Annotated in this window: 30 protein-coding genes; 24 read left to right on the forward strand and 6 right to left on the reverse strand. The window is 64.8% G+C overall.

Annotation, left to right across the window (positions count from 1 at the left end):
* Positions 1–361 precede the first annotated feature (361 nt).
* The 4 genes from AZKH_RS03645 to AZKH_RS03660 all read right to left on the reverse strand — a co-directional run bounded on the left by AZKH_RS03645 (position 362) and on the right by AZKH_RS03660 (position 3,409).
* Entirely contained in the window at positions 362–1,138 is a 777-nt protein-coding gene (locus AZKH_RS03645; protein ID WP_015434386.1) for an enoyl-CoA hydratase, read from the reverse strand.
* 24 nt (positions 1,139–1,162) lie between these two features.
* On the reverse strand, positions 1,163–1,756 hold the full coding sequence (gene lptA, locus AZKH_RS03650) for a lipopolysaccharide transport periplasmic protein LptA (RefSeq protein ID WP_015434387.1): 594 nt from the start codon (positions 1,754–1,756) through the stop codon (positions 1,163–1,165).
* On the reverse strand, positions 1,753–2,334 hold the full coding sequence (lptC, locus tag AZKH_RS03655; protein ID WP_015434388.1) for an LPS export ABC transporter periplasmic protein LptC: 582 nt from the start codon (positions 2,332–2,334) through the stop codon (positions 1,753–1,755). The genes lptA and lptC overlap by 4 nt, the downstream gene beginning before the upstream one ends.
* A 79-nt stretch (positions 2,335–2,413) precedes the next feature.
* On the reverse strand, positions 2,414–3,409 hold the full coding sequence (locus AZKH_RS03660; RefSeq protein ID WP_041655882.1) for an SIS domain-containing protein: 996 nt from the start codon (positions 3,407–3,409) through the stop codon (positions 2,414–2,416).
* A gap of 152 nt (positions 3,410–3,561) precedes the next feature.
* Here AZKH_RS03660 and AZKH_RS03665 point away from each other — a divergent pair, with 152 nt between their 5' ends.
* From AZKH_RS03665 to hisD, 13 genes are all read left to right on the forward strand, one after another.
* Positions 3,562–5,529 carry a monovalent cation:proton antiporter-2 (CPA2) family protein gene (locus AZKH_RS03665; protein WP_015434390.1) on the forward strand — a complete coding sequence of 656 codons (1,968 nt, stop codon included), beginning with the start codon at positions 3,562–3,564 and terminating at the stop codon, positions 5,527–5,529.
* Positions 5,530–5,625: 96 nt separating this feature from the next.
* On the forward strand, positions 5,626–6,477 hold the full coding sequence (locus tag AZKH_RS03670; protein WP_051071637.1) for an ABC transporter ATP-binding protein: 852 nt from the start codon (positions 5,626–5,628) through the stop codon (positions 6,475–6,477).
* The gene (mlaE, locus tag AZKH_RS03675; protein ID WP_015434392.1) at positions 6,474–7,268 is read left to right on the forward strand and encodes a lipid asymmetry maintenance ABC transporter permease subunit MlaE; all 795 of its coding nucleotides are present in this window, start codon (positions 6,474–6,476) and stop codon (positions 7,266–7,268) included. Before AZKH_RS03670 ends, mlaE begins: the two co-directional genes overlap by 4 nt.
* Positions 7,265–7,747 carry an outer membrane lipid asymmetry maintenance protein MlaD gene (gene mlaD, locus AZKH_RS03680; RefSeq protein ID WP_015434393.1) on the forward strand — a complete coding sequence of 161 codons (483 nt, stop codon included), beginning with the start codon at positions 7,265–7,267 and terminating at the stop codon, positions 7,745–7,747. The genes mlaE and mlaD overlap by 4 nt, the downstream gene beginning before the upstream one ends.
* A 9-nt stretch (positions 7,748–7,756) precedes the next feature.
* Positions 7,757–8,578 carry a VacJ family lipoprotein gene (locus tag AZKH_RS03685; protein ID WP_015434394.1) on the forward strand — a complete coding sequence of 274 codons (822 nt, stop codon included), beginning with the start codon at positions 7,757–7,759 and terminating at the stop codon, positions 8,576–8,578.
* A 28-nt stretch (positions 8,579–8,606) separates the two neighbouring features.
* A complete protein-coding gene (locus AZKH_RS03690) occupies positions 8,607–9,230 on the forward strand; it encodes a phospholipid-binding protein MlaC (RefSeq protein WP_015434395.1) in 624 nt (207 codons plus the stop codon).
* Entirely contained in the window at positions 9,227–9,511 is a 285-nt protein-coding gene (locus tag AZKH_RS03695; RefSeq protein ID WP_015434396.1) for a lipid asymmetry maintenance protein MlaB, read from the forward strand. Before AZKH_RS03690 ends, AZKH_RS03695 begins: the two co-directional genes overlap by 4 nt.
* Positions 9,512–9,526: 15 nt before the next feature.
* Positions 9,527–10,423, forward strand: a complete 897-nt coding sequence (locus AZKH_RS03700; RefSeq protein ID WP_015434397.1) for an ABC transporter ATP-binding protein — start codon at positions 9,527–9,529, stop codon at positions 10,421–10,423.
* Positions 10,416–11,186: an ABC transporter permease gene (locus AZKH_RS03705; RefSeq protein ID WP_015434398.1), complete on the forward strand. Its 771-nt coding sequence runs from the start codon at positions 10,416–10,418 to the stop codon at positions 11,184–11,186. Before AZKH_RS03700 ends, AZKH_RS03705 begins: the two co-directional genes overlap by 8 nt.
* 10 nt (positions 11,187–11,196) lie before the next feature.
* Positions 11,197–11,454, forward strand: a complete 258-nt coding sequence (locus AZKH_RS03710) for a BolA family protein (RefSeq protein ID WP_015434399.1) — start codon at positions 11,197–11,199, stop codon at positions 11,452–11,454.
* A gap of 10 nt (positions 11,455–11,464) precedes the next feature.
* Entirely contained in the window at positions 11,465–12,715 is a 1,251-nt protein-coding gene (gene murA, locus AZKH_RS03715) for a UDP-N-acetylglucosamine 1-carboxyvinyltransferase (protein WP_015434400.1), read from the forward strand.
* Between the two features lie 75 nt (positions 12,716–12,790).
* Positions 12,791–13,432 carry an ATP phosphoribosyltransferase gene (gene hisG, locus AZKH_RS03720; RefSeq protein WP_015434401.1) on the forward strand — a complete coding sequence of 214 codons (642 nt, stop codon included), beginning with the start codon at positions 12,791–12,793 and terminating at the stop codon, positions 13,430–13,432.
* On the forward strand, positions 13,429–14,739 hold the full coding sequence (hisD, locus tag AZKH_RS03725) for a histidinol dehydrogenase (protein WP_015434402.1): 1,311 nt from the start codon (positions 13,429–13,431) through the stop codon (positions 14,737–14,739). Before hisG ends, hisD begins: the two co-directional genes overlap by 4 nt.
* A 319-nt stretch (positions 14,740–15,058) precedes the next feature.
* Here hisD and hisC read toward each other — a convergent pair whose 3' ends face one another.
* Positions 15,059–16,129, reverse strand: a complete 1,071-nt coding sequence (hisC, locus tag AZKH_RS03730; RefSeq protein ID WP_015434403.1) for a histidinol-phosphate transaminase — start codon at positions 16,127–16,129, stop codon at positions 15,059–15,061.
* Between the two features lie 159 nt (positions 16,130–16,288).
* On the opposite strand from hisC, the gene hisB reads away from it, so the two are divergent.
* The 10 genes from hisB (at position 16,289) to tatC (ending at position 21,866) form a co-directional block, all read left to right on the forward strand.
* Entirely contained in the window at positions 16,289–16,876 is a 588-nt protein-coding gene (gene hisB, locus AZKH_RS03735; RefSeq protein WP_015434404.1) for an imidazoleglycerol-phosphate dehydratase HisB, read from the forward strand.
* Between the two features lie 42 nt (positions 16,877–16,918).
* Complete coding sequence (gene hisH / locus AZKH_RS03740; RefSeq protein WP_015434405.1) at positions 16,919–17,557, forward strand: imidazole glycerol phosphate synthase subunit HisH; 639 nt, start codon at positions 16,919–16,921, stop codon at positions 17,555–17,557.
* 64 nt (positions 17,558–17,621) lie between these two features.
* The gene (gene hisA, locus AZKH_RS03745; RefSeq protein WP_015434406.1) at positions 17,622–18,371 is read left to right on the forward strand and encodes a 1-(5-phosphoribosyl)-5-[(5-phosphoribosylamino)methylideneamino]imidazole-4-carboxamide isomerase; all 750 of its coding nucleotides are present in this window, start codon (positions 17,622–17,624) and stop codon (positions 18,369–18,371) included.
* Positions 18,368–19,129 (forward strand): imidazole glycerol phosphate synthase subunit HisF, encoded by a 762-nt coding sequence (hisF, locus tag AZKH_RS03750; RefSeq protein WP_369795111.1) that lies wholly within the window; start codon positions 18,368–18,370, stop codon positions 19,127–19,129. The genes hisA and hisF overlap by 4 nt, the downstream gene beginning before the upstream one ends.
* On the forward strand, positions 19,126–19,527 hold the full coding sequence (gene hisI, locus AZKH_RS03755; RefSeq protein ID WP_015434408.1) for a phosphoribosyl-AMP cyclohydrolase: 402 nt from the start codon (positions 19,126–19,128) through the stop codon (positions 19,525–19,527). The genes hisF and hisI overlap by 4 nt, the downstream gene beginning before the upstream one ends.
* Positions 19,524–19,850: a phosphoribosyl-ATP diphosphatase gene (locus tag AZKH_RS03760; protein ID WP_015434409.1), complete on the forward strand. Its 327-nt coding sequence runs from the start codon at positions 19,524–19,526 to the stop codon at positions 19,848–19,850. The genes hisI and AZKH_RS03760 overlap by 4 nt, the downstream gene beginning before the upstream one ends.
* Before the next feature lie 9 nt (positions 19,851–19,859).
* A complete protein-coding gene (locus AZKH_RS03765) occupies positions 19,860–20,207 on the forward strand; it encodes a histidine triad nucleotide-binding protein (protein ID WP_015434410.1) in 348 nt (115 codons plus the stop codon).
* Positions 20,208–20,216: 9 nt separating this feature from the next.
* On the forward strand, positions 20,217–20,447 hold the full coding sequence (gene tatA / locus AZKH_RS03770) for a Sec-independent protein translocase subunit TatA (protein WP_015434411.1): 231 nt from the start codon (positions 20,217–20,219) through the stop codon (positions 20,445–20,447).
* Between the two features lie 103 nt (positions 20,448–20,550).
* A complete protein-coding gene (tatB, locus tag AZKH_RS26135) occupies positions 20,551–21,084 on the forward strand; it encodes a Sec-independent protein translocase protein TatB (protein WP_015434412.1) in 534 nt (177 codons plus the stop codon).
* Positions 21,081–21,866 carry a twin-arginine translocase subunit TatC gene (gene tatC / locus AZKH_RS03780; RefSeq protein ID WP_015434413.1) on the forward strand — a complete coding sequence of 262 codons (786 nt, stop codon included), beginning with the start codon at positions 21,081–21,083 and terminating at the stop codon, positions 21,864–21,866. Before tatB ends, tatC begins: the two co-directional genes overlap by 4 nt.
* A gap of 7 nt (positions 21,867–21,873) precedes the next feature.
* On the opposite strand, the gene AZKH_RS03785 is transcribed toward tatC, so the two are convergent.
* On the reverse strand, positions 21,874–23,049 hold the full coding sequence (locus tag AZKH_RS03785; RefSeq protein WP_015434414.1) for a Do family serine endopeptidase: 1,176 nt from the start codon (positions 23,047–23,049) through the stop codon (positions 21,874–21,876).
* A 73-nt stretch (positions 23,050–23,122) separates the two neighbouring features.
* Here AZKH_RS03785 and AZKH_RS03790 point away from each other — a divergent pair, with 73 nt between their 5' ends.
* Positions 23,123–23,869 carry a Nif3-like dinuclear metal center hexameric protein gene (locus tag AZKH_RS03790; protein ID WP_015434415.1) on the forward strand — a complete coding sequence of 249 codons (747 nt, stop codon included), beginning with the start codon at positions 23,123–23,125 and terminating at the stop codon, positions 23,867–23,869.
* Positions 23,870–23,892: the final 23 nt, after the last annotated feature.

Below are 23,892 nucleotides of genomic sequence, written 5' to 3' on the forward strand. Positions count from 1 at the left end.
CTCATCTTGCATGATGCGTCGCAACATGAGCTCGATTATAGGTGGACCGGATTCCTTGTCAAGATATTTGTTTGTGCGCTGCAGCAATCCGGTTGCCCAAATGGAGCCGTGCCGTGAAGCATTTCCTACCGGCCTGTTTTTGTTGTGTTTCCGAATGCAACGAAATGCAATTCGGGACCGCCGTAGTTTTGCGAACTGCATGTTCTCCGGCGGCCATGATGCCGGACGCCGGTTACGCGAAAATTACAACGGGAAGGATTGCCGGGCCCCGCTTTGCGGCTTTGCAGCAGAATGTTGCTGCGCCCAGTGGGGCGGGGCGGTGAGGCGGGCCGAGCCCGCCTGAGGGATGGCGCCGCGTGGCTCAGCGGTGCTTGAATTCCGGCTTGCGCTTCTCGACGAAGGCTGCCATGCCTTCGCGCTGGTCCTCGAGGCCGAAGGCCGAATGGAAGACGCGACGCTCGAAGAGCAGGCCTTCGTTGAGGCTGCTTTCGAAGGCGCGATTGACCGATTCCTTGATCATCATGACGACTGGCAGGGAGTAGCCGGCGATGACCGTGGCGGCCTCGACGGCTTCGTCGAGCAGGCGCTCGGCGGGCACGACGCGCGCAACCAGACCGGCACGTTCCGCTTCGGCCGCGTCCATCATGCGCGCGGTGAGGCACATGTCCATCGCCTTGGCCTTACCGACCGCGCGGGGCAGGCGCTGGGTGCCGCCGGCGCCAGGCAGGATGCCCAGCTTCACCTCGGGCTGGCCGAACTTCGCGGTGTCGGCGGCGAAGATCATGTCGCACATCATCGCCAGTTCGCAGCCGCCGCCCAGTGCGAAGCCTGCGACCGCGGCGATCACGGGCTTGCGGCAGGTCTTGATCCGTTCCCAGTTACGCGTGATGTAATCGCCCTTGTAGGCGTCCATGTGCGAGAAATTCGCCATCGCGCCGATGTCGGCGCCGGCCGCAAAGGCCTTCTCTGACCCGGTGATGACGATCGCGCCGAAATTTTCGTCGGCCTCGAAGTGGTCGAGCGCATCCCAGAGCTCGTCCACCAGCTGGTCGTTCAGTGCGTTGAGGGCCTTAGGGCGATTGAGGGTGATCAGACCGACCCGTCCACGCGTCTCGACCAGGATGTTTGCGTATTCCATGCGTTCTCCTCTTGCAGTGACCGGCTATTGCTTGCCGGGATTCTTCGATTTCTCGCCGCTGGCTTCGTTCTTGTCGTCACCGGAATTCTTCGGCTGGATCACTGCACGCACACGGCCCTCGGGCGCCGCGCCGCGCGTGTTCGCCGCGCTGCCGGGCTGGTTTGTGACGAAGTAGTTCTCGGTCATCGAGTCGTATTCGATGTACTGGCCGCGGACTTCGTCGCCGCCCGACTTGACCCACGCGCGGTTGTACAGCCGGGCACGTTCTGCGCGGCTGTCGTACTCGATGCGTTCGGCTTCGCCTTCGATGTATTCGTCGCTGTTGTCGCGTTTCTGGCGGAAGGTCGCCGGCTGTTTCTCCGTCCCGGTCGCCACGCCGGACTGGAAGCCATCGGCGCCTTGCGTCACGACGAGCTTCTGCCCCTTGATGACGAGCGTGCCCTGGGTCAGGACGACGTTGCCCTCAAAGACGTGGACCTTGTTGCGATCATCGACCGACCCGCGGCTCGCCTCGATATTGACGGGTTGCGAGCGGTCGGCCCGCTCGGCATGCGCCGCATGCATGGCGAAACCGAAGACAGCCAGTAGCGGAAGGTTCAGGAGAAGAGAGCGCTTCATGGTGTGGTCCGGGTTGAGCGTGCGATGTTCATGCGGGCGTTGCCGATCAGGTCCAGGGTACCGTAGAGGTTGTCGGCCTTCATCGCGTCGCCCTGGGCGGTGCTGTTGCCTTGGGTGAGGGTGACCGGATCGTTGGTCTGCGCCTTCTCGTCGTCGGGCCAGACGGTCAGCGTGGCCGAGGCGAGCGTGAGTTCGGGGCTGCCTGGGATGGCCGCACGGCGCGCATGGACGTTGCCTGACATACGCACTTCGTTGCCTTCGTTGAGCACGTCCGCGTGTTGTGCGGTGATGTTCAGCTCGCGGCCCGATATATCGTAGCGCAAGCGCGGGTTTTGGAGTTCGGTCAGGCTCGTCTGCGGGTGATGAATGACGCGATCGGCGAAGAGTTCAAAGTGCTGACGACCGGTCTTGTCGAAATTGATCATTCGCACCTGGTCGGCCGTGAAGTCGGGTTCGGTCCGCACCTGGCCGGCCGAACGCGTATCGTCGCCACCGGTGATGCGTTCGAGCCACAGGGTTGCCCCGCTAACGACGAGCAAAGCGATGATTGGATAGAGTTTGTGGAATGACTGTCGCACAGCGCAGCTTACGCGAGGTGGGGGTTCAGTAGGACCTGCAGGCGGTCCGGGGCCGCAGCGAATGCCAGCAGTTCAGGCATCAGATCACCTTCGCGAGCATCAGGTCGTGGGTGGTCAATGCGCCGACCAGTCCGCCGTCGTCGTCGAGCACGAGCAACTGGCTGATGCGCTGACGTTCCATCACTTCGGCCGCCTCGACGGCAAGCGCATGCGGCCCGATGCTGCGCGGGCTGCGCGTCATGACTTCACCCAGCTTCGCCGTGCGGGCGTCGCAGCCGCGCTCCAGCGCGCGCCGCAGGTCCCCGTCGGTGAAGATGCCGACGATCCGGTCGCCCGCGTCGACCACAGCGGTCATGCCCATGCCGCCGCGCGACATTTCAAGCAGGCCACCGGTGAGCGGGGCGTCTTCGTGGATGCGCGGCACTCGGTCGGCGGCGCGCATGACGTCGCTGACGTGCGTGAGCAGGCGGCGGCCGAGGCTGCCGCCGGGGTGCGAGCGCGCGAAGTCCTCGGCGCCGAAGCCGCGGGCGTCGAGCAGCGCGACGGCGAGCGCGTCGCCGAGCGCGAGGGCCGCCGTGGTGCTGGCGGTGGGGGCCAGGTTGAGCGGGCAGGCTTCCTCGCTGACGCCGGAGTCGAGGTGGACGTCGGCTTCGCGTCCGAGCGGTGAGTCGGGATTGCCCGTCATCGCGATCAGCTTTGCGCCTTGGCGCTTCACGAGCGGGACGATGGTGAGCAGTTCGTCGCTTGCGCCGGAGTTGGACAACGCGATTACGACGTCTTCCGGCGTGATCATGCCGAGGTCGCCGTGGGCCGCTTCGGCCGCGTGCACGAAATAGGCCGGCGTGCCGGTGCTCGCCAGCGTCGCGGCCAGCTTGCGTGCGACGTGGCCGGACTTGCCGATGCCCGTGACGATGACGCGGCCGTGCCGTCCGAGGATCATGTCGACTGCCGCCCCGAATTCGCTGCCGATGCGCTCGGCGAGGGCGGCGACGGCGTCGGCCTCGATGCGGAGCACCCGACGTGCCATCGCGATGGCGTCGGTCTTGCGTGCGGGTTTCGGCTGTGATGCGTTCATGGCGTTCGATGCGGTTAAACTGTGCGGTGTCGTGCCGCGCGCCATGAACCCTGAATATGGCAGGGATAATGCCGCCGGCGAAGTCGGACGAGTATATCAGACGGGTGCGCCCGCCCGGTTCTGAGCGCGCCGCAACCCACGCCCGGAGCCCCATGCCGAATACCCTGGAATTGGTCCTGCTGTTGCTGGCGGCGGCGGTTGTCATGGTGGCGATCTTCCGCAGCCTGAACCTGCCGCCAGTGATCGGCTACCTGCTGGTCGGGACCGTCGTCGGCCCGCATGCGCTCGGCCTCGTGCCGGCTTCGGAAGGGGCAAGGCATCTCGCCGAATTCGGCGTCGTCTTCCTGATGTTCTCGATCGGCCTGGAGTTCTCGTTGCCACGTTTGATGGCGATGAAGCGGATCGTGTTCGGACTCGGATCGGCTCAGGTGCTGGGCTGCATCGGACTGGTGATGCTGGTGGGCAGGACCTTCGGGCTAGGGTGGGGCGGAAGTCTCGCGCTCGGTGGCGCGCTTGCCATGTCATCGACGGCAATCCTGTCGAAGCTGCTCGCGGACCGAATGGAACTTGATAGCCGGCACGGCCGCGAGACCATCGGCGTGCTGCTGTTTCAGGACATCGCGGTGGTGCCGCTGCTCATCCTGATCCCCGCCTTGTCGCGCCCGGCGCCGGAAATGGCGAGCACCCTGGGTCTGGCCGGACTGAAGGCGGCGGGCTTGCTAACGCTGGTGCTGGTCTTCGGGCAGCGCCTGATGCGGATATGGGTGACGGTTGTCGCGCGGCGCCGTTCGGGCGAGCTCTTCATGCTGAATGTGCTGCTGATCACCCTTGGGCTCGCGTGGCTGTCGGAGGAGGTGGGGCTTTCGCTCGCGCTGGGGGCGTTTCTCGCGGGCATGCTGATCTCCGAGACGGAATTCCGCTACCAGGTGGAGGAGGACATCAAGCCGTTCCGCGACGTGCTGCTGGGCCTCTTTTTCGTCACCGTCGGCATGTTCCTCGATTTTCGGCTCATTGCCGCCAACCTGCCGGCCGTGCTCGGCATGGTCGCGGGCCTGCTGCTGATCAAATGTGCGATCGTGGTGGCGGCGTCGCGGGCATTCGGCTCCTCGCCCGGGACCGCGCTCCGCACCGGCCTATGGCTGTGTGCGGGCGGAGAGTTCGGCTTCGTGATCGTGTCGTACGTCGATGGCCTGGCGCTGCTGCCGCCCGAATTGCTGCAAGTGACCGTCGCGACGCTGGTCCTGTCGATGCTGCTCGCGCCCTTCGTCGTGCAGGCGAGCGATCGCATCGTGATGCGCTTCGTGGCGTCCGAATGGCTGTTGAGGTCGATGGAACTGACGCGGGTTGCGGCCCAGGCGATGAACACGTCCCGCCACATGATCATCTGCGGCTACGGACGCAGTGGTCAGTACATGGCGCGGTTCCTTGAGCAGGAGGGCATCGGCTACGTCGCCCTCGACCTCGATCCGGAAAGAGTGGGCGAGGCTGGCACGGCCGGCGATACGGTCGTCTACGGCGACGCGTCGCGCCACGAAACATTGATGGCGGCAGGTATCATGCGCGCCAGTGCGCTCGTGATCTCGTTTTCCGACGTCGATGCAGCGCTGCGGGTGCTGCATCGCGCGCTTTCGCTGCGGCCGGATCTGCCGATCGTCGCGCGTGCCGGCGACGAAAAAGACATGGAGCGGCTGGAGCAGGCCGGGGCCGCAGAGGTCGTTCCCGAAGCCTTCGAGGGCAGCATCATGCTCGCCTCGCACGCCATGGCGTTGATCGGCGTCCCGCTTAATCGCGTGGTCCGCCGCATCCGCGACGTCAGGAACCAGCGCTACGCGCTGATGCGCGGCTTCTTTCACGGTGCTTCCGACGCGGTCGATGGGCCGGATGCCGGCCAGATGCGCCTGCATACCGTGACGCTGCCGGCCGGGGCTCATGCGGTCGGAAAGACGATCGGGGCGCTTGGGCTGGAGGAGTTTCGCGTGACCGTCTCTGCGGTGCGGCGCCGCAACATTCGCGGCGTATTGCCGGGGGTCGAGACGCAGATGCTGGCGGGCGACGTCGTGGTCCTGCTCGGCGTTCCTGCCGATCTCGAGCTGGCGGAAGCGCGCCTGCTCAACGGCTGACGATGGGGAGGCGCGGGGGAATCCTCGTGCGTGCCTCTTGCAACGCCGACATTTGCCCAACGGTGGCAGATTGCTGCACTGCGTCTGCTAAACTTAATGGTTTGTGAGTTTCCGCGAGGGCGTCCGGACTTGGTCTCCGAAACCGAAAATCTGCTGGTAAGCCTGAAGGATGTCCGCTTTGCCTACGGCGAGCGCGAGGTCCTGCGCGGAATCGACCTGAAAGTGCCGCGAGGCAAGGTCGTTGCGATCATGGGGGGGAGCGGTTGCGGCAAGACTACGCTGCTGCGCCTGATCGGCGGCCAATTGCGCGCGACTGCGGGCACGGTCGAAGTCGCCGGCCGCAACGTCTCGTCGCTGTCGACGGCCGAACTCTACGCGCTGCGCCGGCGCATGGGGATGCTGTTCCAGTTCGGTGCGCTCTTTACCGATATGTCGGTGTTCGAGAATGTCGCGTTTCCGCTGCGCGAACACACCGACCTGCCCTCGAGCCTGATCCGCGACATGGTGCTGATGAAACTGAATGCAGTCGGGCTGCGAGGCGCGGCGCAGCTCAAGCCGGCTGAGCTGTCAGGCGGCATGGCGCGTCGCGTCGCACTGGCCCGTACGATCGCGCTCGATCCGATGCTGATCATGTACGACGAGCCTTTCGCCGGCCTGGATCCGATTTCGCTCGGGGTGATCGGCCAGTTGATTCGCAAGCTCAACGACGCCCTTGGCGCGACGACCATCATGGTGACGCACGACATCATGGAGTCGCTGCAGATCGTCGATTACATCTACTTCGTCTCCGACGGCAGCATCGTCGCAGAGGGGACTCCCGACGAGCTCCGCGCGTCGAAGGACCCGTGGGTGTACCAGTTCATCCATGCCGAACCCGACGGTCCGGTGCCCTTTCACTACCCGGCGGAGCCGCTGGCAGAGAGCCTGATCGGCGGGAGGGGGGCATGAACGGCATACTGAATGTCGTGCGTCGTCTCGGTAACATGGTCACCGAGGCGGTGTGGCGAATCGGATTCGGGGCGCGTTTCTTCATGCTGCTGCTGCGTCATTCCGGGCAGTCGCTGACGCGCGTGCACCTGACGGTGCGCGAGATCTACTTTTCGGGGGTGCTGTCGCTCCTGATCATCGTTGTCTCGGGGCTGTTCGTCGGGATGGTGCTCGGCCTCCAGGGGTACGAGACGCTGCAGCGCTACGGTTCGGGCGATGCGCTCGGCGTGCTCGTCGCGCTGTCGTTGACGCGCGAACTCGGCCCGGTTGTGGCCGGGCTGTTGTTCGCTAGCCGGGCAGGCCTCGCGGTCACCGCCGAGATCGGGCTGATGAAGACAACCGAGCAGCTCGAGGCCATGGACATGATGGCGGTCAATCCGATCGCCCGCGTCGTGGCGCCGCGCTTCTGGGGGGGCGTGATCTCGATGCCGCTCCTCGCGGCGCTGTTCTCCGCGATGGGGGTCTTCGGCGGCTGGCTGATCGGCGTCGTCTTCATCGGCGTCGATGACGGCGCGTTTTGGTCGCAGATGCAGGCGGCGGTGGATTTTCGCTTCGACATCATGAACGGCGTGATCAAGAGCTTCGTCTTTGGTGCCACCGTTGCGCTGATCGCCGTGTTCGAAGGCTACGATTGCACGCCGACCGCGGAAGGCCTGTCCCGCGCGATCACCCGCACCGTCGTGACCTCCGCGCTGGCAATCCTGGCGCTCGATTTCGTGCTTACATCTCTTATGTTCCGAGGGCAGTCATGAGCCGTACAACGCTCGACCTGTGGGTCGGTTTCTTCGTCGTCATCGGTATGGCCGCGGTGATGTTCCTTGCGCTCAAGGTCGGCAATCTTGGCACGGCCAATAGCGCGCAGACCTACCAGATAACCGGCCAATTCGACAACATCGGCGGTCTCAAGATCCGGGCGCCGGTGAAGAGCGCCGGCGTGGTCGTCGGGCGCGTTACCGAAATCCGCTTCGACACCAAGAGTTACCGCGCGGTGGTGGGCCTCTCGATCGATTCGCGTTATCAGTTTCCGCGTGACACGATTGCGACTATCCTGACGTCCGGGCTCCTCGGCGAGCAATACGTCGGGCTCGAACCTGGCGGCGACGAAGAGCCGCTGAAGTCCGGCGATGCGGTGCAGATCACCCAGTCGGCGGTTGTCCTGGAAAAGCTGATCGGCCAGTTCCTGTTCAGCAAGGCGTCCGAAACGCCTGCGGCGAACGGGGCAGCCCACTAAAGAACAAGAATGAGCAAGAAATCCTCCCCCAACCGGATCCTGACGGCCGCGCTTTCCGCCTGCGTGCTGCTGCTGGGCGCGTGCTCCGTGAAGTTCGCGAACCCGGACGACCCGCTGGAAAGCTACAACCGCGCGATGTTCGGTTTCAACGAAAAGGTCGACGAGGCCGTGCTGAGACCGGTCGCGCAGGCCTACGAGACCGCCACGCCGCTGCCCGTGCGCACCGGGATCGGCAATTTCTTCGGGAATGTCGGCGATCTGTGGATTGGCGGCAATAATCTGTTGCAAGGCAAGGTGGTCGACGCCCTGAGCGATTGGGGGCGTTTCGTGGTTAACTCGACGGTCGGCATCCTCGGCATGTTTGACGTCGCGACCGAAGTCGGTCTCGACAAGCACGACGAGGATTTCGGCCAGACGCTCGGGCGCTGGGGGGTCGGAGAGGGCGCGTATTTCATCGTGCCTTTCTTCGGGCCGCGGACGATCCGTGATGCGGCCGTGTTGCCGGTCGATGTGACTTTTGGCGACAACGTTTGGGCCATCAAGGACATCGCGCTGCGGAACAGCCTGACCGCCTTGCGGCTCGTCAACGCGCGCGCGAACCTTCTGGGCATCGACAAGACGCTCGAGGAAGGGACGCTGGACAAGTATTCATACGCGCGCGACTTCTATCTGCAGCAGCGTCGCTACCGCGTCTATGACGGCAATCCACCGGCCGAGGATTTCGATTCGAACGGGGGCGCCGCCTTGCCGCCGGGCTACGCCACCGATGTCGGCGTGCAGGCCGCGCTGGGTGATCTTGAATTGGTGAAGTTGGGCGAGCGCCGCGACTGATATCGCGCCGCCCCTTGAGGTGATAAGGATGAAAAGGTTTTTCCTGCTGCTTTCCACGTTGTTCTTCCTGGCGCCTGCCGTGCATGCGGCCGATGCCGCGAAGGCGCCCGATGCGCTGGTGCGCGAAGTCAGCGACGACGTGCTGACGATCGTCCGCAAGGACCGCTCGATCCAGTCGGGCGACACGCGCAAGGTCATCAACCTGGTCGAAGACAAGGTGCTGCCGCACTTCAACTTCCGCCGCATGACGATGCTGGCGGTGGGCAAGGACTGGCGCAGTGCGACGCCCGAGCAGCAGGACAAGCTGGTCGATGCCTTCCGCACCCTGCTCGTGCGCACCTATTCCAACGCGCTGACGCAGTATCGCGACCAGACGATCCAGTACAAGCCGCTGAAATTCGCGGAGACCGACAGTTCGGTGCGCGTGCAGACGGAAGTCCGCCAAGCCGGTTCCCAGCCGATCGGCATCGACTACTCGCTGGAAAAGACTCCCGACGGCTGGAAGGTGTTCGACGTCGTCGTGGCCGGCGTCAGCCTCGTCACCAACTATCGTGGCACCTTCGCCCAGGAAATCCGCGTGGGCGGCGTCGACGGGCTGATCCGCTCGCTCGAGCAGAAGAACCGCGACCTGGAGGCCGTGTCGCGTTCATGAGCCCGGCCGATGCCCAAGTGCTGGCCCTGCAGGGGCCGTTGACGATTGCCAGTGTCGGCGAATGGCGCGAGCGCGGGCGCGAGTTGGCACGCAAGGGCGATCTCACGATCGATCTTTCCGCCGTTACCGAGGCCGACTCGGCTGCACTCGCGGTCCTTATCGACTGGTTGCGTACCGCGCGGGGCGCGGGCCACACCCTGACGCAACGGGGGATGCCAGGCGGGCTTTGCAGTCTCGCCGCCCTGTACGGCGTCGATGAACTCATTCCGGCCCAGGCCTGAAAGCGATCCGGATCGATGACGCTTCCCGCGATCCGTATCGTTTCGGTTACCAAACATTACGGTACCCTGAAGGCACTGGCCGGCGTCGACCTCGAAGTCGCGCAGGGGGAATTCTTCGGCTTGCTCGGCCCCAACGGCGCGGGCAAGACCACGCTGATCTCTGCGCTATCCGGCCTCGTCCGTCCGGACAGCGGCATCCTCGAAGTGATGGGGCACAACGTCGTCACGGATTACCGCAATGCGCGGCGCAATCTCGGCGTCGTGCCGCAGGAGTTGGTGTTCGATCCCTTCTTCTCGGTGCGCGAACTGCTGCGGATCCAGTCCGGGTATTTCGGCATCCGCGGCAACGACGACTGGATCGACGAGATCCTGACGAACCTGGATCTCACCGCCAAGGCGGGCGCCAACATGCGCACCTTGTCGGGCGGCATGAAGCGGCGCGTGTTGGTTGCCCAGGCGCTGGTGCATCGTCCGCCGGTGATCGTGCTCGACGAGCCGACCGCCGGCGTGGACGTCGAGTTACGCCAGGGCTTGTGGCAGTTCATCCGCAAGCTCAACCGTGACGGCCATACGATCGTCCTGACCACGCACTACCTCGAAGAGGCCGAAGCCTTGTGTGGCCGCATCGCGATGCTGAAGGCGGGACGCGTCGTCGCACTCGACACCACCGACAACCTGTTGCGTCGCTTTGCCACGCACAGCCTCGGCCTGCGGCTCGACCGCCCCGAGCTCGCTGTGGCGCTGGGAGCGAACGGCGCCGGCAATGGCTGGATGGAGTTCCCGCTGGAGCGTTTCGAGGATGTTGAACCGCTGCTTGCGCGCGTACGCGAAGCCGGCGCGAGCATCCTCGAGATGCGGCTCGGCGACGCGGACCTCGAGCGTGTCTTCATGGAGGTCATGAGCCATGCATGAGGCGCGCCTGCTCGGGTTCCGTACGCTGCTTTACAAGGAAGTGCTGCGCTTCTGGAAGGTCAGCTTCCAGACGGTCGGCGCGCCGGTGCTCAATGCGATCCTGTACCTGCTGATTTTCTCGCATGTCCTCGAGCGTCATGTCACGGTCTACGGCGAGATCGCCTACACCACCTTTCTCGTACCGGGGCTCGTGATGATGTCGCTGTTGCAGAATTCGTTCGCGAACAGCTCGTCGTCGCTGATCCAGAGCAAGATCACCGGCAACATCATCTTCGTGCTGCTGCCGCCGCTGTCCCACCGCGAGTTCTATGCCGCCTACGTGATCGCCTCGGTCGCGCGCGGCCTCTTCGTCGGCTGCGGCGTGCTGCTGGTGTCGCTACCTTTTGTCGCGCTGCCGATCTCGTCGCCCGGCTGGATCGTCGCCTTCGCGGTCCTCGGCGGGGGTATCCTGGGTTCATTGGGCGTGATCGCCGGCATCTGGGCCGACAAGTTCGACCAGCTCGCGGCCTTCCAGAACTTCCTGATCATGCCGCTGACGATGTTGTCCGGCGTCTTCTATTCGATCCATACCCTGCCGCAGGTCTGGCAGGAGGTCTCGCACATCAATCCGTTCTTCTTCATGATCGACGGTTTCCGCTACGGCTTCTTCGGCCAGTCCGACGTGTCGCCGTGGCTGAGCCTGACGGTCGTGAGCGTCAGTTTCGTGTTACTCGCGGTGCTGACCCTGGCGATGCTCGCCCGGGGTTACAAACTGCGGGCTTGAGGGAATCAACATGTTCGAAGCAGCAGAAATCAAGCGTCTCATCGAGCAGGGCATGGCCTGCGAATTCGTGGCAATCGAAGGCGACGATGGTGTGCATTTCACCGGCATCGTCGTCAGCGCCGAGTTCGAAGGCAAGCCGAAGGTGCGCCAGCACCAGGCCGTGTATGCGACGCTCGGCAAGCTCATGGGCAACGAAATCCACGCCTTGCAGCTGCAGACCTACACGCCGGGCAAGTGGGCCGAAGTCCGGACCGACCTCGGATTCTGAGCCGCGCGCGATGGACAAGCTTCTGATTGAAGGCGGCGCTCGCCTGTCGGGCGAGATCGCCATTTCCGGCGCGAAGAATGCTGCGCTGCCCATCCTCTGTGCCGCGCTGCTGACGCGCGAGCCGATCACGTTCACGAACGTGCCGCAGTTGAAGGACATCGGCACGTTGCTGAAGCTCCTCGGGCAGATGGGCGTGAAGGTGGCGCGGGAAGGCGATACGGTCACGCTCGACGCCTCCGCGCTCGACAACCCGGTCGCGCCGTATGAGATGGTCAAGACCATGCGTGCGTCGATCCTCGTGCTCGGACCGCTGGTCGCGCGCTGCGGCGAGGCCCGCGTGAGCCTGCCCGGCGGCTGCGCGATCGGCGCCCGTCCGGTCGACCAGCACATCAAGGGTCTGCAGGCGATGGGCGCACAGGTCACGGTCGAGCACGGCTATGTGCATGCGCAGGTACCGCGGCTGAAAGGCGCACGGCTTTTCACCGACATGGTGACGGTGACCGGCACCGAGAACCTGATGATGGCTGCCTGTCTCGCCGACGGCGAAACGATCATCGAGAACGCCGCGCGCGAGCCCGAAGTGGTGGACCTCGCGAACTGTCTCGTCGCAATGGGCGCCCGCATTTCGGGCGCCGGCACCGACGTGATCCGCATCCGCGGCGTCGACCACCTTTCCGGCACGACGCACCGCATCATGCCGGACCGCATCGAAACCGGCACCTACTTGTGTGCGGCAGCCGCGACGGGTGGCGAAATCCGCCTCACCGGCACCTCATCGTGCTACCTCGATTCCGTCGTCGACAAGCTGATGGATGCCGGTTGCGACATTGTCAGCGAGCGCGACGCGATCCGCCTCAAGGCACCTGAGCGGCTTACCTCGGTGAGCATTCGTACGGCTCCTTACCCGGCGTTCCCGACTGACATGCAGGCCCAGTTCATGGCGATCAACGCCGTCGCGGGCGGCACGGCCGTGATCCGCGAGACGATCTTCGAGAACCGCTTCATGCACGCGGTCGAACTGCAGCGCCTCGGCGCCGACATCCGCATCGACGGCAACACCGCGGTCGTGCAAGGCGTTGGCCAACTGCAGGGGGCCACGGTGATGGCAACCGACCTGCGCGCTTCGGCCAGCCTCGTGATCGCCGGCCTCATCGCCGAAGGCGAGACGATCATCGAGCGCATCTATCACCTCGACCGCGGCTACGAGCGGCTCGAAGAGAAGCTCGCGGCGCTCGGCGCCCGCGTGCGCCGCCTGGCGTAACCTCACGGGCGGCGCGCCAGCCGAGGCGCCGCGCCGGGTTACAATACCGATCCGAATTTTCCCGAGGCACCTTCCGTGTCCAGCATCACCCTCGCCCTGTCCAAGGGCCGCATCTTCGAGGAAACGCTGCCCTTGCTCGCGGCAGCCGGCATCACGCCGACCGACAACCCGGAAACCTCGCGCAAGCTCATCATCGGCACGAACCGGCCGGACGTGCGGCTCGTCATCGTGCGCGCCACCGACACCCCGACCTATGTGCAATACGGCGCCGCGGACCTCGGTATCGCCGGCAAGGACGTGCTGCTCGAACATGGCGGGGCAGGGCTGTACCAGCCGCTCGACCTGAACATTGCAAAGTGCCGCCTGTGCGTCGCGACGCAGAAGGGCTTCGACTATGCGGCGGCGACGCGCCCGGGCGGACGTATCCGCGTCGCGACCAAGTACATCAACAGCGCCAAGGCGCACTTCGCCGAGAAGGGCGTGCACGTCGACCTGATCAAGCTGTACGGCTCGATGGAGCTTGCGCCGCTGGTGGGCCTCGCCGACGCGATCGTCGACCTCGTATCGAGCGGTGGCACGCTGCGCGCCAACAACCTCGAGGAAGTCGAGGAGATCATGCCGATCAGCTCGCGCCTGATCGTCAATCAGGCCTCCCTCAAGCTCAAGCGCGAACTGATCCAGCCGGTGCTGGATGCCTTTGCCGGAGCCGTGAAATGACTGCTGCCGCCACGATCCGCCGCCTCGACGCGCGCGACCCCGACTTCCTCCCGACCCTCGACGCCCTGCTGGCCTTCGAAGGTTCGGCCGATGCGCGCATCGATAGCGCCGTCACCGAGATCCTGGGCGCGGTGCGCACGACCGGCGACGCGGCAGTCATCGAATACACGCGCCGCTTCGACCGCCTCGACGTGAGCTCGATGGCCGAGCTCGAACTGCCGAAGTCCGAGCTGAAGGCCGCGCTCGACAGCCTGACCGTCGAGCAGCGCGAAGCGCTGCGGATCGCGGCCGACCGCGTGCGCATCTACCACGAGCGCCAGCGCGCCGAGTCGTGGGATTACACCGAGGCCGACGGTACGCGTCTCGGCCAGAAGGTCACGCCGCTCGATCGCGTGGGCCTGTATGTGCCGGGAGGTCGGGCGTCCTACCCGAGTTCGGTGCTGATGAACGCCATTCCCGCCAAGGTCGCGGGTGTGGGCGAACTGATCATGGTGGTGCCGACGCCGAACGGCGAGAAGAATCCGCTCGTGCTGGCGGCCGCCGCGATCACCGGCGTTGACCGCGTCTTCACGATCGGCGGCGCGCAGGCCGTCGCTGCGCTCGCCTACGGCACGCAGACGCTGCCGCAGGTCGACAAGATCGTCGGCCCGGGCAACGCTTACGTCGCCGAAGCCAAGCGCCGCGTGTTCGGTACGGTCGGCATCGACATGGTGGCGGGCCCGTCCGAAGTGCTGGTCATCTCCGACGGCAGCGGCCACGCCGACTGGGTCGCGATGGACCTCTTCGCGCAGGCGGAGCACGACGAGCTCGCGCAGTCGATCCTGCTGTGCTCGGACGCCGGTTTCATCGACGCGGTCGCCGCGTCGATCGAGCGCCTGCTGCCGACGATGCCGCGTCGCGAGACGATCGCCGCGTCGCTCGCGAACCGAGGCGCGCTAATCCACGTCGAGAGTCTGGAGCAGGCCTGCGCGATCGCCAACCGCATCGCGCCGGAGCACCTCGAGCTGTCGATGGACAACGCGGAAGCGTGGATCGACAAGATCCGTCACGCGGGCGCGATCTTCGTCGGCCACTGGTCGGTTGAGGCGTTGGGTGACTACTGCGCCGGCCCGAACCACGTGCTGCCGACGATGCGCAGTGCTCGTTTCTCTTCGCCGCTGGGGGTTTATGATTTCCAGAAGCGGACCAGCATCATCCAGATTTCGGAAGCGGGGGCACAGACTTTGGGGCGCGTTGCCTCGACACTGGCTCATGGCGAGGGGCTGCAGGCGCACGCCCGTTCTGCCGAGATGCGGTTGCGAGGGTAAAGCGCGGGTAAGAGGCTTGTCCGGCAGCTAAACCGCGCCCGCCGCGGTGGCTTCCGGTGCTCGTTGGCGCAAGCGGACGCCTCGCCCCGAAAGCCACCACGACGGGCGCTACCTTCGTTCAGGGTTTGTGCGATTGAAGTTGTAACGCGCGCCCAATTCAAAAATGCGCGTGCAAATTGCCGTGAGGCTGCCGCCTCAACCCGCGCCTAGCCCCTTTGCCGGGGTATTTCGTGGCGAGGCGTCCGCTTGCGCCAACGAGCCGCGGAATACTCCGGTAAAGGGGCGGGTCGACGCCACAACATCCGATCCAAATTAACCCTTACCCCAGAATCTCCCTCAACGCCCCGATCAGCGCCTTGCACTGATCGTCCGTCCCCACCGTGATCCGCAGGAACTGCTCGATCCGCGGCTGACGGAAGTGCCGCACGATGATCGCCCGCTTGCGCAATTCCGCCGCAAGCTCCGCTGCATCACGCGTCGGATGCGTCGCGAACACGAAGTTCGCCGTCGACGGCAGGACTTCGAAACCCACCGATGCGAGGTCCGCGACGAGCTGTTCGCGCGTCGCCATCACTGCATGGCGAGTCCGCTCGAAATACTCCTCGTCCTCGATCGCCGCCACGGCGCCTACGATCGCCAGACGATCGAGCGGATACGAATTGAAGCTGTCCTTGACGCGGTCGAGCGCCTCGATGAGGTCGGGATGTCCGATCGCAAAGCCGACCCGCAGGCCCGCCAGCGAGCGCGACTTCGAGAAAGTCTGTACGACGAGCAGATTCGGATAACGGGCGACAAGCGGAATCGCCGATTCGCCGCCGAAGTCGACATAGGCCTCGTCGATCACCACCACGCATTGCGGGTTCGCGGCGACGATGCGCTCGATCTCGGCGAGCGGCAACGCGCGGCCGGTCGGCGCGTTCGGATTCGGGAAGATGATCCCGCCCGCAGCACCGTTGTCCTCCGGTAGGTAGTCTTCGGTGCGAATCGCCAGGTTTTCGTCGAGTGCGACGGTCTCGAAATCGATGCCGTACAGCCCGCAATACACGGGATAAAAGCTGTACGAAATGTCCGGGAAGCGCAGCGGACGGTCGTGCTTGAGCAATGCCATGAAGGCGTGGGCCAGCACCTCGTCCGAGCCGTTGCCGACGAACACCTGCTTCGCCGTCACGCCATAGCGGGCGGCGAGGGCGAGCTTCAGCCGTTCGGCAGTCGGGTCCGGGTACAAGCGCAGCGTATCCGACGCCTCCGCCCGAATCGCCTCGATTGCACGCGGCGACGGCCCGTAGGGATGTTCGTTGGTGTTGAGCTTGATCAGGTTGGCAATCTTGGGCTGTTCACCGGGAACATAGGGGGTCAGGCCGTGGACCACGGCACTCCAGTATTGGCTCATCGTCGGATCGGTTGCGAGTGGATGTCGGAGGAGGCGTCGCCGCTGTCCGGTCGTAACGGTCGATGACCGCCATTGCAGCGCCGCACGCAGCCGATGGTATCATGCTGCGAGAGCGGTGCCCGCCGGGCGTCCCTGTTCAACTTTTCTCGTCAGATTCTCATGCGGCAAGCCGAAGTCACACGCGACACCCTGGAAACCCGGATCACCGTCCGCATCGACCTGGACGGCAGCGGCAAGGCCAGTCTCGCCACCGGCGTGCCGTTCTTCGATCACATGCTCGACCAGATCGCCCGCCATGGCGCGATCGACCTCGACATCAAGGCCGAGGGCGACACCCATATCGACGACCACCACACCGTCGAAGATGTCGGCATCACGTTGGGTCAGGCCTTCGCCAAGGCGCTCGGCGACAAGAAAGGCATTCGCCGCTACGGCCACTCCTACGTGCCGCTCGACGAGGCGCTTTCCCGTGTCGTCGTCGACTTCTCGGGCCGCCCCGGGCTGCACTACTTCGTCGAGTACACGCGTGCACGCATCGGCAACTTCGACGTCGATCTTGCGCGCGAATTCTTCCAGGGTTTCGTCAATCATGCCGGTGTGACCGTGCATATCGACAACCTGCGTGGCGACAACGCGCATCACCAGTGCGAAACGATCTTCAAGGCCTTCGGCCGCGCGCTTCGCATGGCTGCCGAGCGCGACGAGCGCGTCGCCGGCGTGATCCCCTCGACCAAGGGCGCGCTCTGAGCTCCTACTGATTCCTTCGAACCACTTACGAGCGATTCCGCGATGAGCGACGTAGCCATCATCGACTACGGCATGGGCAATCTGCGTTCGGTTGCCAAGGCGGTCGAACATGTTGCACCCGGCAAGGAGATCGTCGTGACCTCCGATCCAGCGGTCGTTGCCGCGGCCGGACGCGTGGTCTTTCCCGGCCAGGGCGCGATGCCCGACTGCATGCACGAACTCGAACTGCGCGGCCTGCGCGCGGCCGTGCTCGATGCAGCGGCCTCCAAGCCCTTCCTCGGCATCTGCATCGGCCAGCAGATGCTGTTCGAGCACAGTGAGGAAGGCGACGTGCCGGGTCTGGGCATCCTGCCCGGCCGCGTCGTGCGCTTCCCCGACGCGAAGATGTTCGCGCCCGACGGTGCACGCCTGAAAGTGCCTCACATGGGCTGGAACGAGGTGCGCCAGCGCGGAGAGCATCCGCTCTGGGCGGGGATCCCGGACGGAGAGCGCTTCTACTTCGTGCACAGCTATTTCGTCGTGCCCGAGCAATCTGCCCTCACCGCGGCCCAAACCGAATATGGATTGATGTTTACCAGTGCAGTGGCACGGGATAACATCTTCGCGGTTCAGTTCCACCCAGAAAAGAGCGCGCATGCTGGCCTGCGATTGCTGGCGAACTTCATGTCCTGGGCGCCGTGACCTGCCTTCGGGCGAAGGTCTGCGGCGAACCCCTTTCCATACCTGACTTTCATCTTTTCCCCGTATGCTGCTCATTCCCGCTATCGATCTCAAGGACGGCCATTGCGTGCGCCTCAAGCAGGGCGAAATGGACGATGCCACCGTGTTCTCGGACGACCCGGCCGCCATGGCGCGGCACTGGATCGGCCTCGGCGCACGACGCCTGCACCTCGTGGACCTGAACGGCGCGTTCGCCGGCAAGCCCAAGAATGGGGCCGCGATCCGTTCCATCGTGGATGAAGTCGGCGACGACATCCCGGTTCAGCTCGGCGGCGGGATCCGCGATCTCGACACCATCGAGCACTACCTCGACAATGGCATCTCTTACGTCATCATCGGCACTGCCGCGGTGAAGAATCCCGGCTTTCTCCATGACGCCTGCGGTGCCTTCCCCGGCCACATCATCGTCGGGCTGGACGCGAAGGACGGCAAGGTCGCCGTCGATGGCTGGTCGAAGATGACCGGGCACGATGTCGTCGATCTCGCGAAGAAATACGAGGATTACGGCGTCGAGGCGGTGATCTACACCGATATCGGCCGCGACGGCATGCTGTCGGGCGTGAACGTCGAAGCCACCGTACGCCTTGCGCGCGCGCTGCGCATCCCGGTCATCGCGAGCGGCGGCATTGCGAGCCTGACGGACATCGACGCGCTGTGCGCGGTCGAATCCGAAGGCGTCACCGGCGCGATCACCGGTCGCGCCATCTACGAAGGCACGCTCGATTTCGCAGCCGCGCAGGCGCGCGCCGACGAACTCAGCGGCGAAACTGCCTGATGCTTGCCAAGCGGATCATCCCCTGCCTCGACGTCAACGCCGGACGGGTCGTCAAGGGCGTCAATTTCGTCGAACTGCGCGATGCCGGGGACCCCGTCGAAATCGCCCGTCGCTACGACGAGCAGGGGGCCGACGAGATCACCTTTCTCGACATCACCGCCAGTTCGGATGCGCGTGACACGATTTTCCACGTCGTCGAGCAGGTTGCCGAGCAGGTCTTCATTCCGCTGACCGTGGGCGGGGGCGTGCGCACCGTGGAAGACGTGCGCCGGCTCCTCAACGCGGGCGCCGACAAGGTCAGCATCAATACCGCGGCCGTCAATAACCCGCAGGTCGTCGCCGATGCGTCGGGCAAGGTCGGCAGCCAGTGCATCGTCGTCGCGATCGACGCGAAGCAGACCGCGCCGGGCAAATGGCAGGTCTTTACGCACGGCGGGCGCAACAACACCGGGCTGGATGCGATCGAGTGGGCGAAGAAGGTCGCCGCGCTCGGCGCCGGCGAAATTCTGCTGACCAGCATGGACCGGGACGGCACCAAGATCGGCTTCGATCTCGCGCTGACGCGTGCCGTTTCCGACGCCGTGTCGATCCCGGTGATCGCCAGCGGCGGGGTCGGCAACCTCGAGCACCTGGTCGAAGGGGTGTCCGAAGGGCGTGCCGATGCGGTGCTGGCCGCCAGCATCTTCCATTTCGGGCAGCACACGGTGCGTGAGGCGAAGGAACTCATGCGCAGCCGTGGGATCGAGGTCAGGCTATGATTGCGCCGCACTCGCCGCGCTGGCTCAACGACATTCGCTGGGACGACCAGGGGCTGGTGCCGGTCATCGCCCAGGAGGCTGCCTCCGGCGACGTGTTGATGTTCGCGTGGATGAACCGCGAAGCGCTGCAGCGCACAGCCGAATCCGGCGAGGCGATCTACTGGTCGCGCTCGCGCCGCAAGCTGTGGCACAAGGGCGAGGAGTCCGGCCACGTCCAGAAGGTGCTGGAGATCCGCATCGACTGCGATAACGACGTGGTGCTGCTGAAGGTCGAACAGATTGGCGGAATCGCCTGTCACACCGGCCGGCACAGCTGCTTTTTCCAGCGTTACCTGGCCGACGGCTCCTGGGAGGCCGTCGATCCCGTGGTGAAAGATCCGAAGGATATCTACAAATGATCGATATCGAAGTGCTGCACCGCGTCGCCGCCACGCTCGCCGAGCGCAAGAAGGCGAGTCCCGACTCGTCCTACGTGTCCAGCCTGTATGCGAAGGGGACCGACGCGATCTGCAAGAAGGTCGCCGAGGAGGCCGCCGAGACCATCATGGCGGCCAAGGACAAGGACATGCTGCATGTCGTCTGGGAAGTGACCGACCTGTGGTTCCATTCGATGGTACTGCTGTCGCATTTCGGCCTGTCGGTCGACGACGTCCTGGCCGAATTCCGGCGCCGCGAAGGGGTGTCGGGGATCGACGAGAAGAAATCCCGTACGACGGCTTGAGGTGAGGCCATGAGCGACTGTATCTTCTGCAAGATTGCCGCCGGCGAAATCCCCGCCAAGAAGATCTACGAAGACGATCTCGTCGTCGCCTTCCACGACATCCGCCCGGTAGCTCCGGTCCATTTTCTCGTGATTCCCAAGCTGCACATCCCGTCGATGGCGGAATTGCAGCCCGAGCACGCCGAGGTGATGGGGCGGGTCATGACGGTCGCGGCGCAGGTCGCGCGTGAAACTGGTTGCGCAAACGGGTATCGAATGATTATCAACACCGGCAAGGTGGGGCGGCAGGAGGTGTATCATCTGCACGTCCACGTCGTGGGTGGTCCGGAGGTGCTTCCGGCCATGGTGAAGTATTAAGGAGGCAGTATGGGTTCATTCAGCATCTGGCACTGGCTGATCGTCCTGGTCATCGTCGTGCTGGTGTTCGGTACGAAGAAGCTTCGCAATATCGGCCAGGATCTGGGCGGTGCAGTGAAGGGCTTCAAGGAAGGCATGCGCGAAGCGGATCGGCCCGCGGGCGATAATCCGCAGAAGATCGCTGGCGGGGAAACCCTCGAAGGTCAGGCGCGCGAAAAGTCCGACAAGGTCAATTCCTGATTCCTGCTCGGCCGATACTAGTCACAGGGGGCGCCGGGCGTGCGCCCCTTCGTTTTGGTAGCGTCCGCGCCATCACGTCTTTGCCTGCACAGGCACCCAATCCATGTTCGATCTTGGTTTTTCCGAAATCGTAGTCATCGCCGTCGTGACACTGATCGTCGTCGGGCCCGAGCGCTTGCCGAAGGTCGCGCGCACCGTCGGCCACCTGCTTGGTCGCTTCCAGCGCTACGTGTCCGACGTCAAATCCGACATCCAGCGTGAAATGCAGCTCGAGGAGTTGAAGAAGCTGCAGCAGCAGGTCGAACAGCAGGCCCGTGAGCTCGAGTCCTCCTTCCGGGAGGGCGTCGACAAGGTCGAGACCGATCTGGGCAAGGTGGCCGCAGCGGCGACCGCACCGGTCGCGGCCGCGCTCGACGAGGCCGCGGCGCCGAACCCCCAGACTTCCAGCACACCCTTGCCCGGCGAGGCAACGGCGACGGCGACCGCCGATACTCCGCCCGAGGCTCCATCGGCCGTGCCCGCAACGCCTGAGTCTGCTCCCGCGGCCGAGCAACCTGAAGTCGATAGCAGGCAAATGGATTTCGGCTTCGAGTCCGACGCCGCTCCCGCGCCCACTCAGCCCAAGGAAAAGGCATGAGCGAGATGCAGGAAACCTTCATTTCGCACCTCGTCGAGTTGCGGGATCGCTTGCTGCGCGCCATCGTCGCGGTAGTCGTGGTGTTCGTGTGCCTGATGCCCTGGGCGAGCGACATCTACGACCTGCTCGCCCTGCCGATGATGCGGACCCTGCCCGAGGGCACGCACATGATCGCGACCGGCGTCGTCACGCCGTTCTTCGTTCCGGTCAAGGTCACGATGCTGGTCGCCTTTGTGGCGGCGCTGCCTGTCGTGCTGTATCAGGTATGGGCCTTCGTTGCTCCCGGGCTTTATGCCCACGAGCGGCGCTTTGCGTTGCCGCTGGTGTTTGGTTCGACGATTCTGTTCATGCTCGGGATGGCGTTCTGCTACTTCTTCGTTTTCGGGACGGTCTTCAAGTTCATTGCGAACTTCGCTCCGAAGAGCATCGTTCCCGCGCCGGACATCGAGCAATATCTGTCGTTCGTGATGACGATGTTCATCGCCTTCGGGCTGACCTTCGAGGTCCCGGTGGCCGTCATCCTGCTCGTGAAGACCGGCGTCGTCGGCATTGCCAAACTGGTCGAGGCGCGTCCCTACGTGATCGTCGGAGCCTTCATCATCGCGGCGGTGGTAACCCCGCCCGACGTCGTATCGCAGTGCCTGCTGGCCATCCCGATGTGCCTGCTGTATGAGCTCGGGATCGTGATCTCACGCTTTGTCGCCAAGGACAAAGCGTCGGAGATCGAAGGCGACGAGGCGCCGCTCGAGCGGATCGGCAATACGGGGCCGGACGCGAGCTGACCGAGGGTCAGCGTTCGGCCGTCGGCGACGGAGCCGGCGCCGGTCGGCGGCCGATCTCCACGGCCAGATCCAGTTCGGCTTCGGCGCGGCGCAGATGGAACTGCGCGTTGCGCCCCGGCCGCAGATTGGCCACCATTTCCAGCATGCCGCGTGGATCCTGGATCGCGCGGCCCTCGACGGCAGTCAGCACGTCGCCCGGCCGGATGCCGGCGCGCTCCGCCGGACTGTCGCGCAGCACGCCCGCGATCAGCGCGCCATGAGTGCCGGCAATTCCGAAGGATTCCGCAAGCTCGGGCGTGATCTCCTGGATTTCGACGCCGATCCAGCCGCGGGTGACCTGCCCGTTGGCGACCAACTGCTCAAGGACGTTGCGCGCGATCGAAACCGGGATCGCGAAGCCGATTCCGAGCGAGCCGCCCGAGCGCGAGTAGATCGCGGTATTGATCCCGACAAGGTTGCCGTGATTGTCGACCAGCGCTCCGCCGGAATTGCCGGGGTTGATCGCCGCGTCGGTCTGGATGTAGTTCTCGAAGGTGTTGATCCCGAGTTGGCTGCGCCCGAGGGCCGACACGATGCCCATCGTCACGGTCTGTCCGACGCCGAACGGATTGCCGATCGCGAGCACGACATCGCCGACTTCGAGTGCGTCCTGCGCGGCGAAGGTGATCGTCGGGAGCGCGCCGGGCCCTTTGAGCTTGAGCACGGCGAGGTCGGTTTCCGGGTCGCGGCCGACGAGCGTCGCCGGGAATTTCCTGCCGTCGTTGAGCGCGACCTCGATCTCGTCCGCGCCGTCGATCACGTGGTTGTTGGTCAGCACGAAGCCTTCGCTGCTCGCGATGACGCCCGAGCCGAGTCCGGCGGCGCGCTGGGTCGGTCCGTTATCTTGGCGGTCGCCAAAGAAATGCCGGAAAACGGGATCATCGAGCAGTGGATGACGGGGGCGCGCGACGTCCTTGGACGTGTAGATGTGGACGACGGCGGGCATCGAGCGTCGCGCCGCTTCGGCATATGAGCCCTGGGCGGCGACCTCGTGTTCGGACGTGAAGGGCGGCGCCTGCAGTATCTCGACTACGGACGAAGGCGCATTGCTGCGCAGCCATTCCGGCTTCAGCGTCGTGAGGACGAACAGGACCGCGACGCTGATCGTCACGGCCTGTGCAAAGATGAGCCAGAGGCGGCGCATAATGTTGCTCGATCGGGGCGGGCCGCCGTTGCGGATTTCGCCGACAGCCTTCGTATTTTGTGGTGGAGTCCCTATGCAACTCGTCGAGCTGGTAGCTCATCTGGATGAACTGCTGGAGGTCGCACGGTATCGGGATTATTCCCCAAACGGTCTGCAAGTGGAAGGACGGCCGGAAGTGCAGCGCGTCCTATGCGGGGTGACGGCCAGTCAGCAACTGCTCGACCTGGCGGTCGCCGGCGCCTATGACGCAGTGCTGGTTCATCACGGTTATTTCTGGCGCGGCGAAGACGGGCGTGTGACAGGCGTCCGCAAGCGTAGGCTCGCTGCGCTGCTGAATCATGATATCAGCCTCATCGCCTATCACTTGCCGCTCGACGCCCATCCGACGTTGGGAAACAACGCACAACTGGGTGTGCTTGCCGGCTGGACCGGGGAAGGGCGTTTCGGTGAGCAGGATCTCGGATGGATCGGCCGGCCGGCCAATATGGAACCGGCGGGGCTCGTCGCGCGGGCGCTCGCGGCACGCCTCGGACGCGAGCCGCTTCTCGTCGGTGACATTGACCGGATGGTACGGCGTGTCGCGTGGTGTACGGGTGGGGCGCAGGGCTACTTCGAGCAGGCCATTGCCGCCGGCGCCGATCTGTACGTCTCAGGCGAGATTTCGGAACAGACGGTGCATCTGGCGCGCGAATCCGGGGTGCCCTTCGTGGCCGCCGGACATCACGCCACCGAACGCTACGGTATCCGTGCGGTCGCGGCTTATCTCGTACGGACGTTCGGCTTGGCGGCCGAATTCGTCGATCTCGACAATCCGGTCTGAGCGCGCCGCGGACACGCGCGGCT

It is taken from the genome of Azoarcus sp. KH32C, from assembly GCF_000349945.1.
Taxonomy (GTDB): domain Bacteria; phylum Pseudomonadota; class Gammaproteobacteria; order Burkholderiales; family Rhodocyclaceae; genus Aromatoleum.

Bases quoted from the DNA above. Each gene is read 5' to 3' on its own strand.
- AZKH_RS03645 (WP_015434386.1), bottom strand. From the start codon at position 1,138: ATGGAATACGCAAACATCCTGGTCGAGACGCGTGGACGGGTCGGTCTG.
- lptA (WP_015434387.1), bottom strand. From the start codon at position 1,756: ATGAAGCGCTCTCTTCTCCTGAACCTTCCGCTACTGGCTGTCTTCGGT.
- AZKH_RS03660 (WP_041655882.1), bottom strand. From the start codon at position 3,409: ATGAACGCATCACAGCCGAAACCCGCACGCAAGACCGACGCCATCGCG.
- AZKH_RS03665 (WP_015434390.1), top strand. From the start codon at position 3,562: ATGCCGAATACCCTGGAATTGGTCCTGCTGTTGCTGGCGGCGGCGGTT.
- AZKH_RS03670 (WP_051071637.1), top strand. From the start codon at position 5,626: ATGGTTTGTGAGTTTCCGCGAGGGCGTCCGGACTTGGTCTCCGAAACC.
- mlaE (WP_015434392.1), top strand. From the start codon at position 6,474: ATGAACGGCATACTGAATGTCGTGCGTCGTCTCGGTAACATGGTCACC.
- mlaD (WP_015434393.1), top strand. From the start codon at position 7,265: ATGAGCCGTACAACGCTCGACCTGTGGGTCGGTTTCTTCGTCGTCATC.
- AZKH_RS03685 (WP_015434394.1), top strand. From the start codon at position 7,757: ATGAGCAAGAAATCCTCCCCCAACCGGATCCTGACGGCCGCGCTTTCC.
- AZKH_RS03690 (WP_015434395.1), top strand. From the start codon at position 8,607: ATGAAAAGGTTTTTCCTGCTGCTTTCCACGTTGTTCTTCCTGGCGCCT.
- AZKH_RS03695 (WP_015434396.1), top strand. From the start codon at position 9,227: ATGAGCCCGGCCGATGCCCAAGTGCTGGCCCTGCAGGGGCCGTTGACG.
- AZKH_RS03700 (WP_015434397.1), top strand. From the start codon at position 9,527: ATGACGCTTCCCGCGATCCGTATCGTTTCGGTTACCAAACATTACGGT.
- AZKH_RS03705 (WP_015434398.1), top strand. From the start codon at position 10,416: ATGCATGAGGCGCGCCTGCTCGGGTTCCGTACGCTGCTTTACAAGGAA.
- AZKH_RS03710 (WP_015434399.1), top strand. From the start codon at position 11,197: ATGTTCGAAGCAGCAGAAATCAAGCGTCTCATCGAGCAGGGCATGGCC.
- murA (WP_015434400.1), top strand. From the start codon at position 11,465: ATGGACAAGCTTCTGATTGAAGGCGGCGCTCGCCTGTCGGGCGAGATC.
- hisD (WP_015434402.1), top strand. From the start codon at position 13,429: ATGACTGCTGCCGCCACGATCCGCCGCCTCGACGCGCGCGACCCCGAC.
- hisC (WP_015434403.1), bottom strand. From the start codon at position 16,129: ATGAGCCAATACTGGAGTGCCGTGGTCCACGGCCTGACCCCCTATGTT.
- hisB (WP_015434404.1), top strand. From the start codon at position 16,289: ATGCGGCAAGCCGAAGTCACACGCGACACCCTGGAAACCCGGATCACC.
- hisH (WP_015434405.1), top strand. From the start codon at position 16,919: ATGAGCGACGTAGCCATCATCGACTACGGCATGGGCAATCTGCGTTCG.
- hisA (WP_015434406.1), top strand. From the start codon at position 17,622: ATGCTGCTCATTCCCGCTATCGATCTCAAGGACGGCCATTGCGTGCGC.
- hisI (WP_015434408.1), top strand. From the start codon at position 19,126: ATGATTGCGCCGCACTCGCCGCGCTGGCTCAACGACATTCGCTGGGAC.
- AZKH_RS03760 (WP_015434409.1), top strand. From the start codon at position 19,524: ATGATCGATATCGAAGTGCTGCACCGCGTCGCCGCCACGCTCGCCGAG.
- AZKH_RS03765 (WP_015434410.1), top strand. From the start codon at position 19,860: ATGAGCGACTGTATCTTCTGCAAGATTGCCGCCGGCGAAATCCCCGCC.
- tatA (WP_015434411.1), top strand. From the start codon at position 20,217: ATGGGTTCATTCAGCATCTGGCACTGGCTGATCGTCCTGGTCATCGTC.
- tatB (WP_015434412.1), top strand. From the start codon at position 20,551: ATGTTCGATCTTGGTTTTTCCGAAATCGTAGTCATCGCCGTCGTGACA.
- tatC (WP_015434413.1), top strand. From the start codon at position 21,081: ATGAGCGAGATGCAGGAAACCTTCATTTCGCACCTCGTCGAGTTGCGG.
- AZKH_RS03785 (WP_015434414.1), bottom strand. From the start codon at position 23,049: ATGCGCCGCCTCTGGCTCATCTTTGCACAGGCCGTGACGATCAGCGTC.
- AZKH_RS03790 (WP_015434415.1), top strand. From the start codon at position 23,123: ATGCAACTCGTCGAGCTGGTAGCTCATCTGGATGAACTGCTGGAGGTC.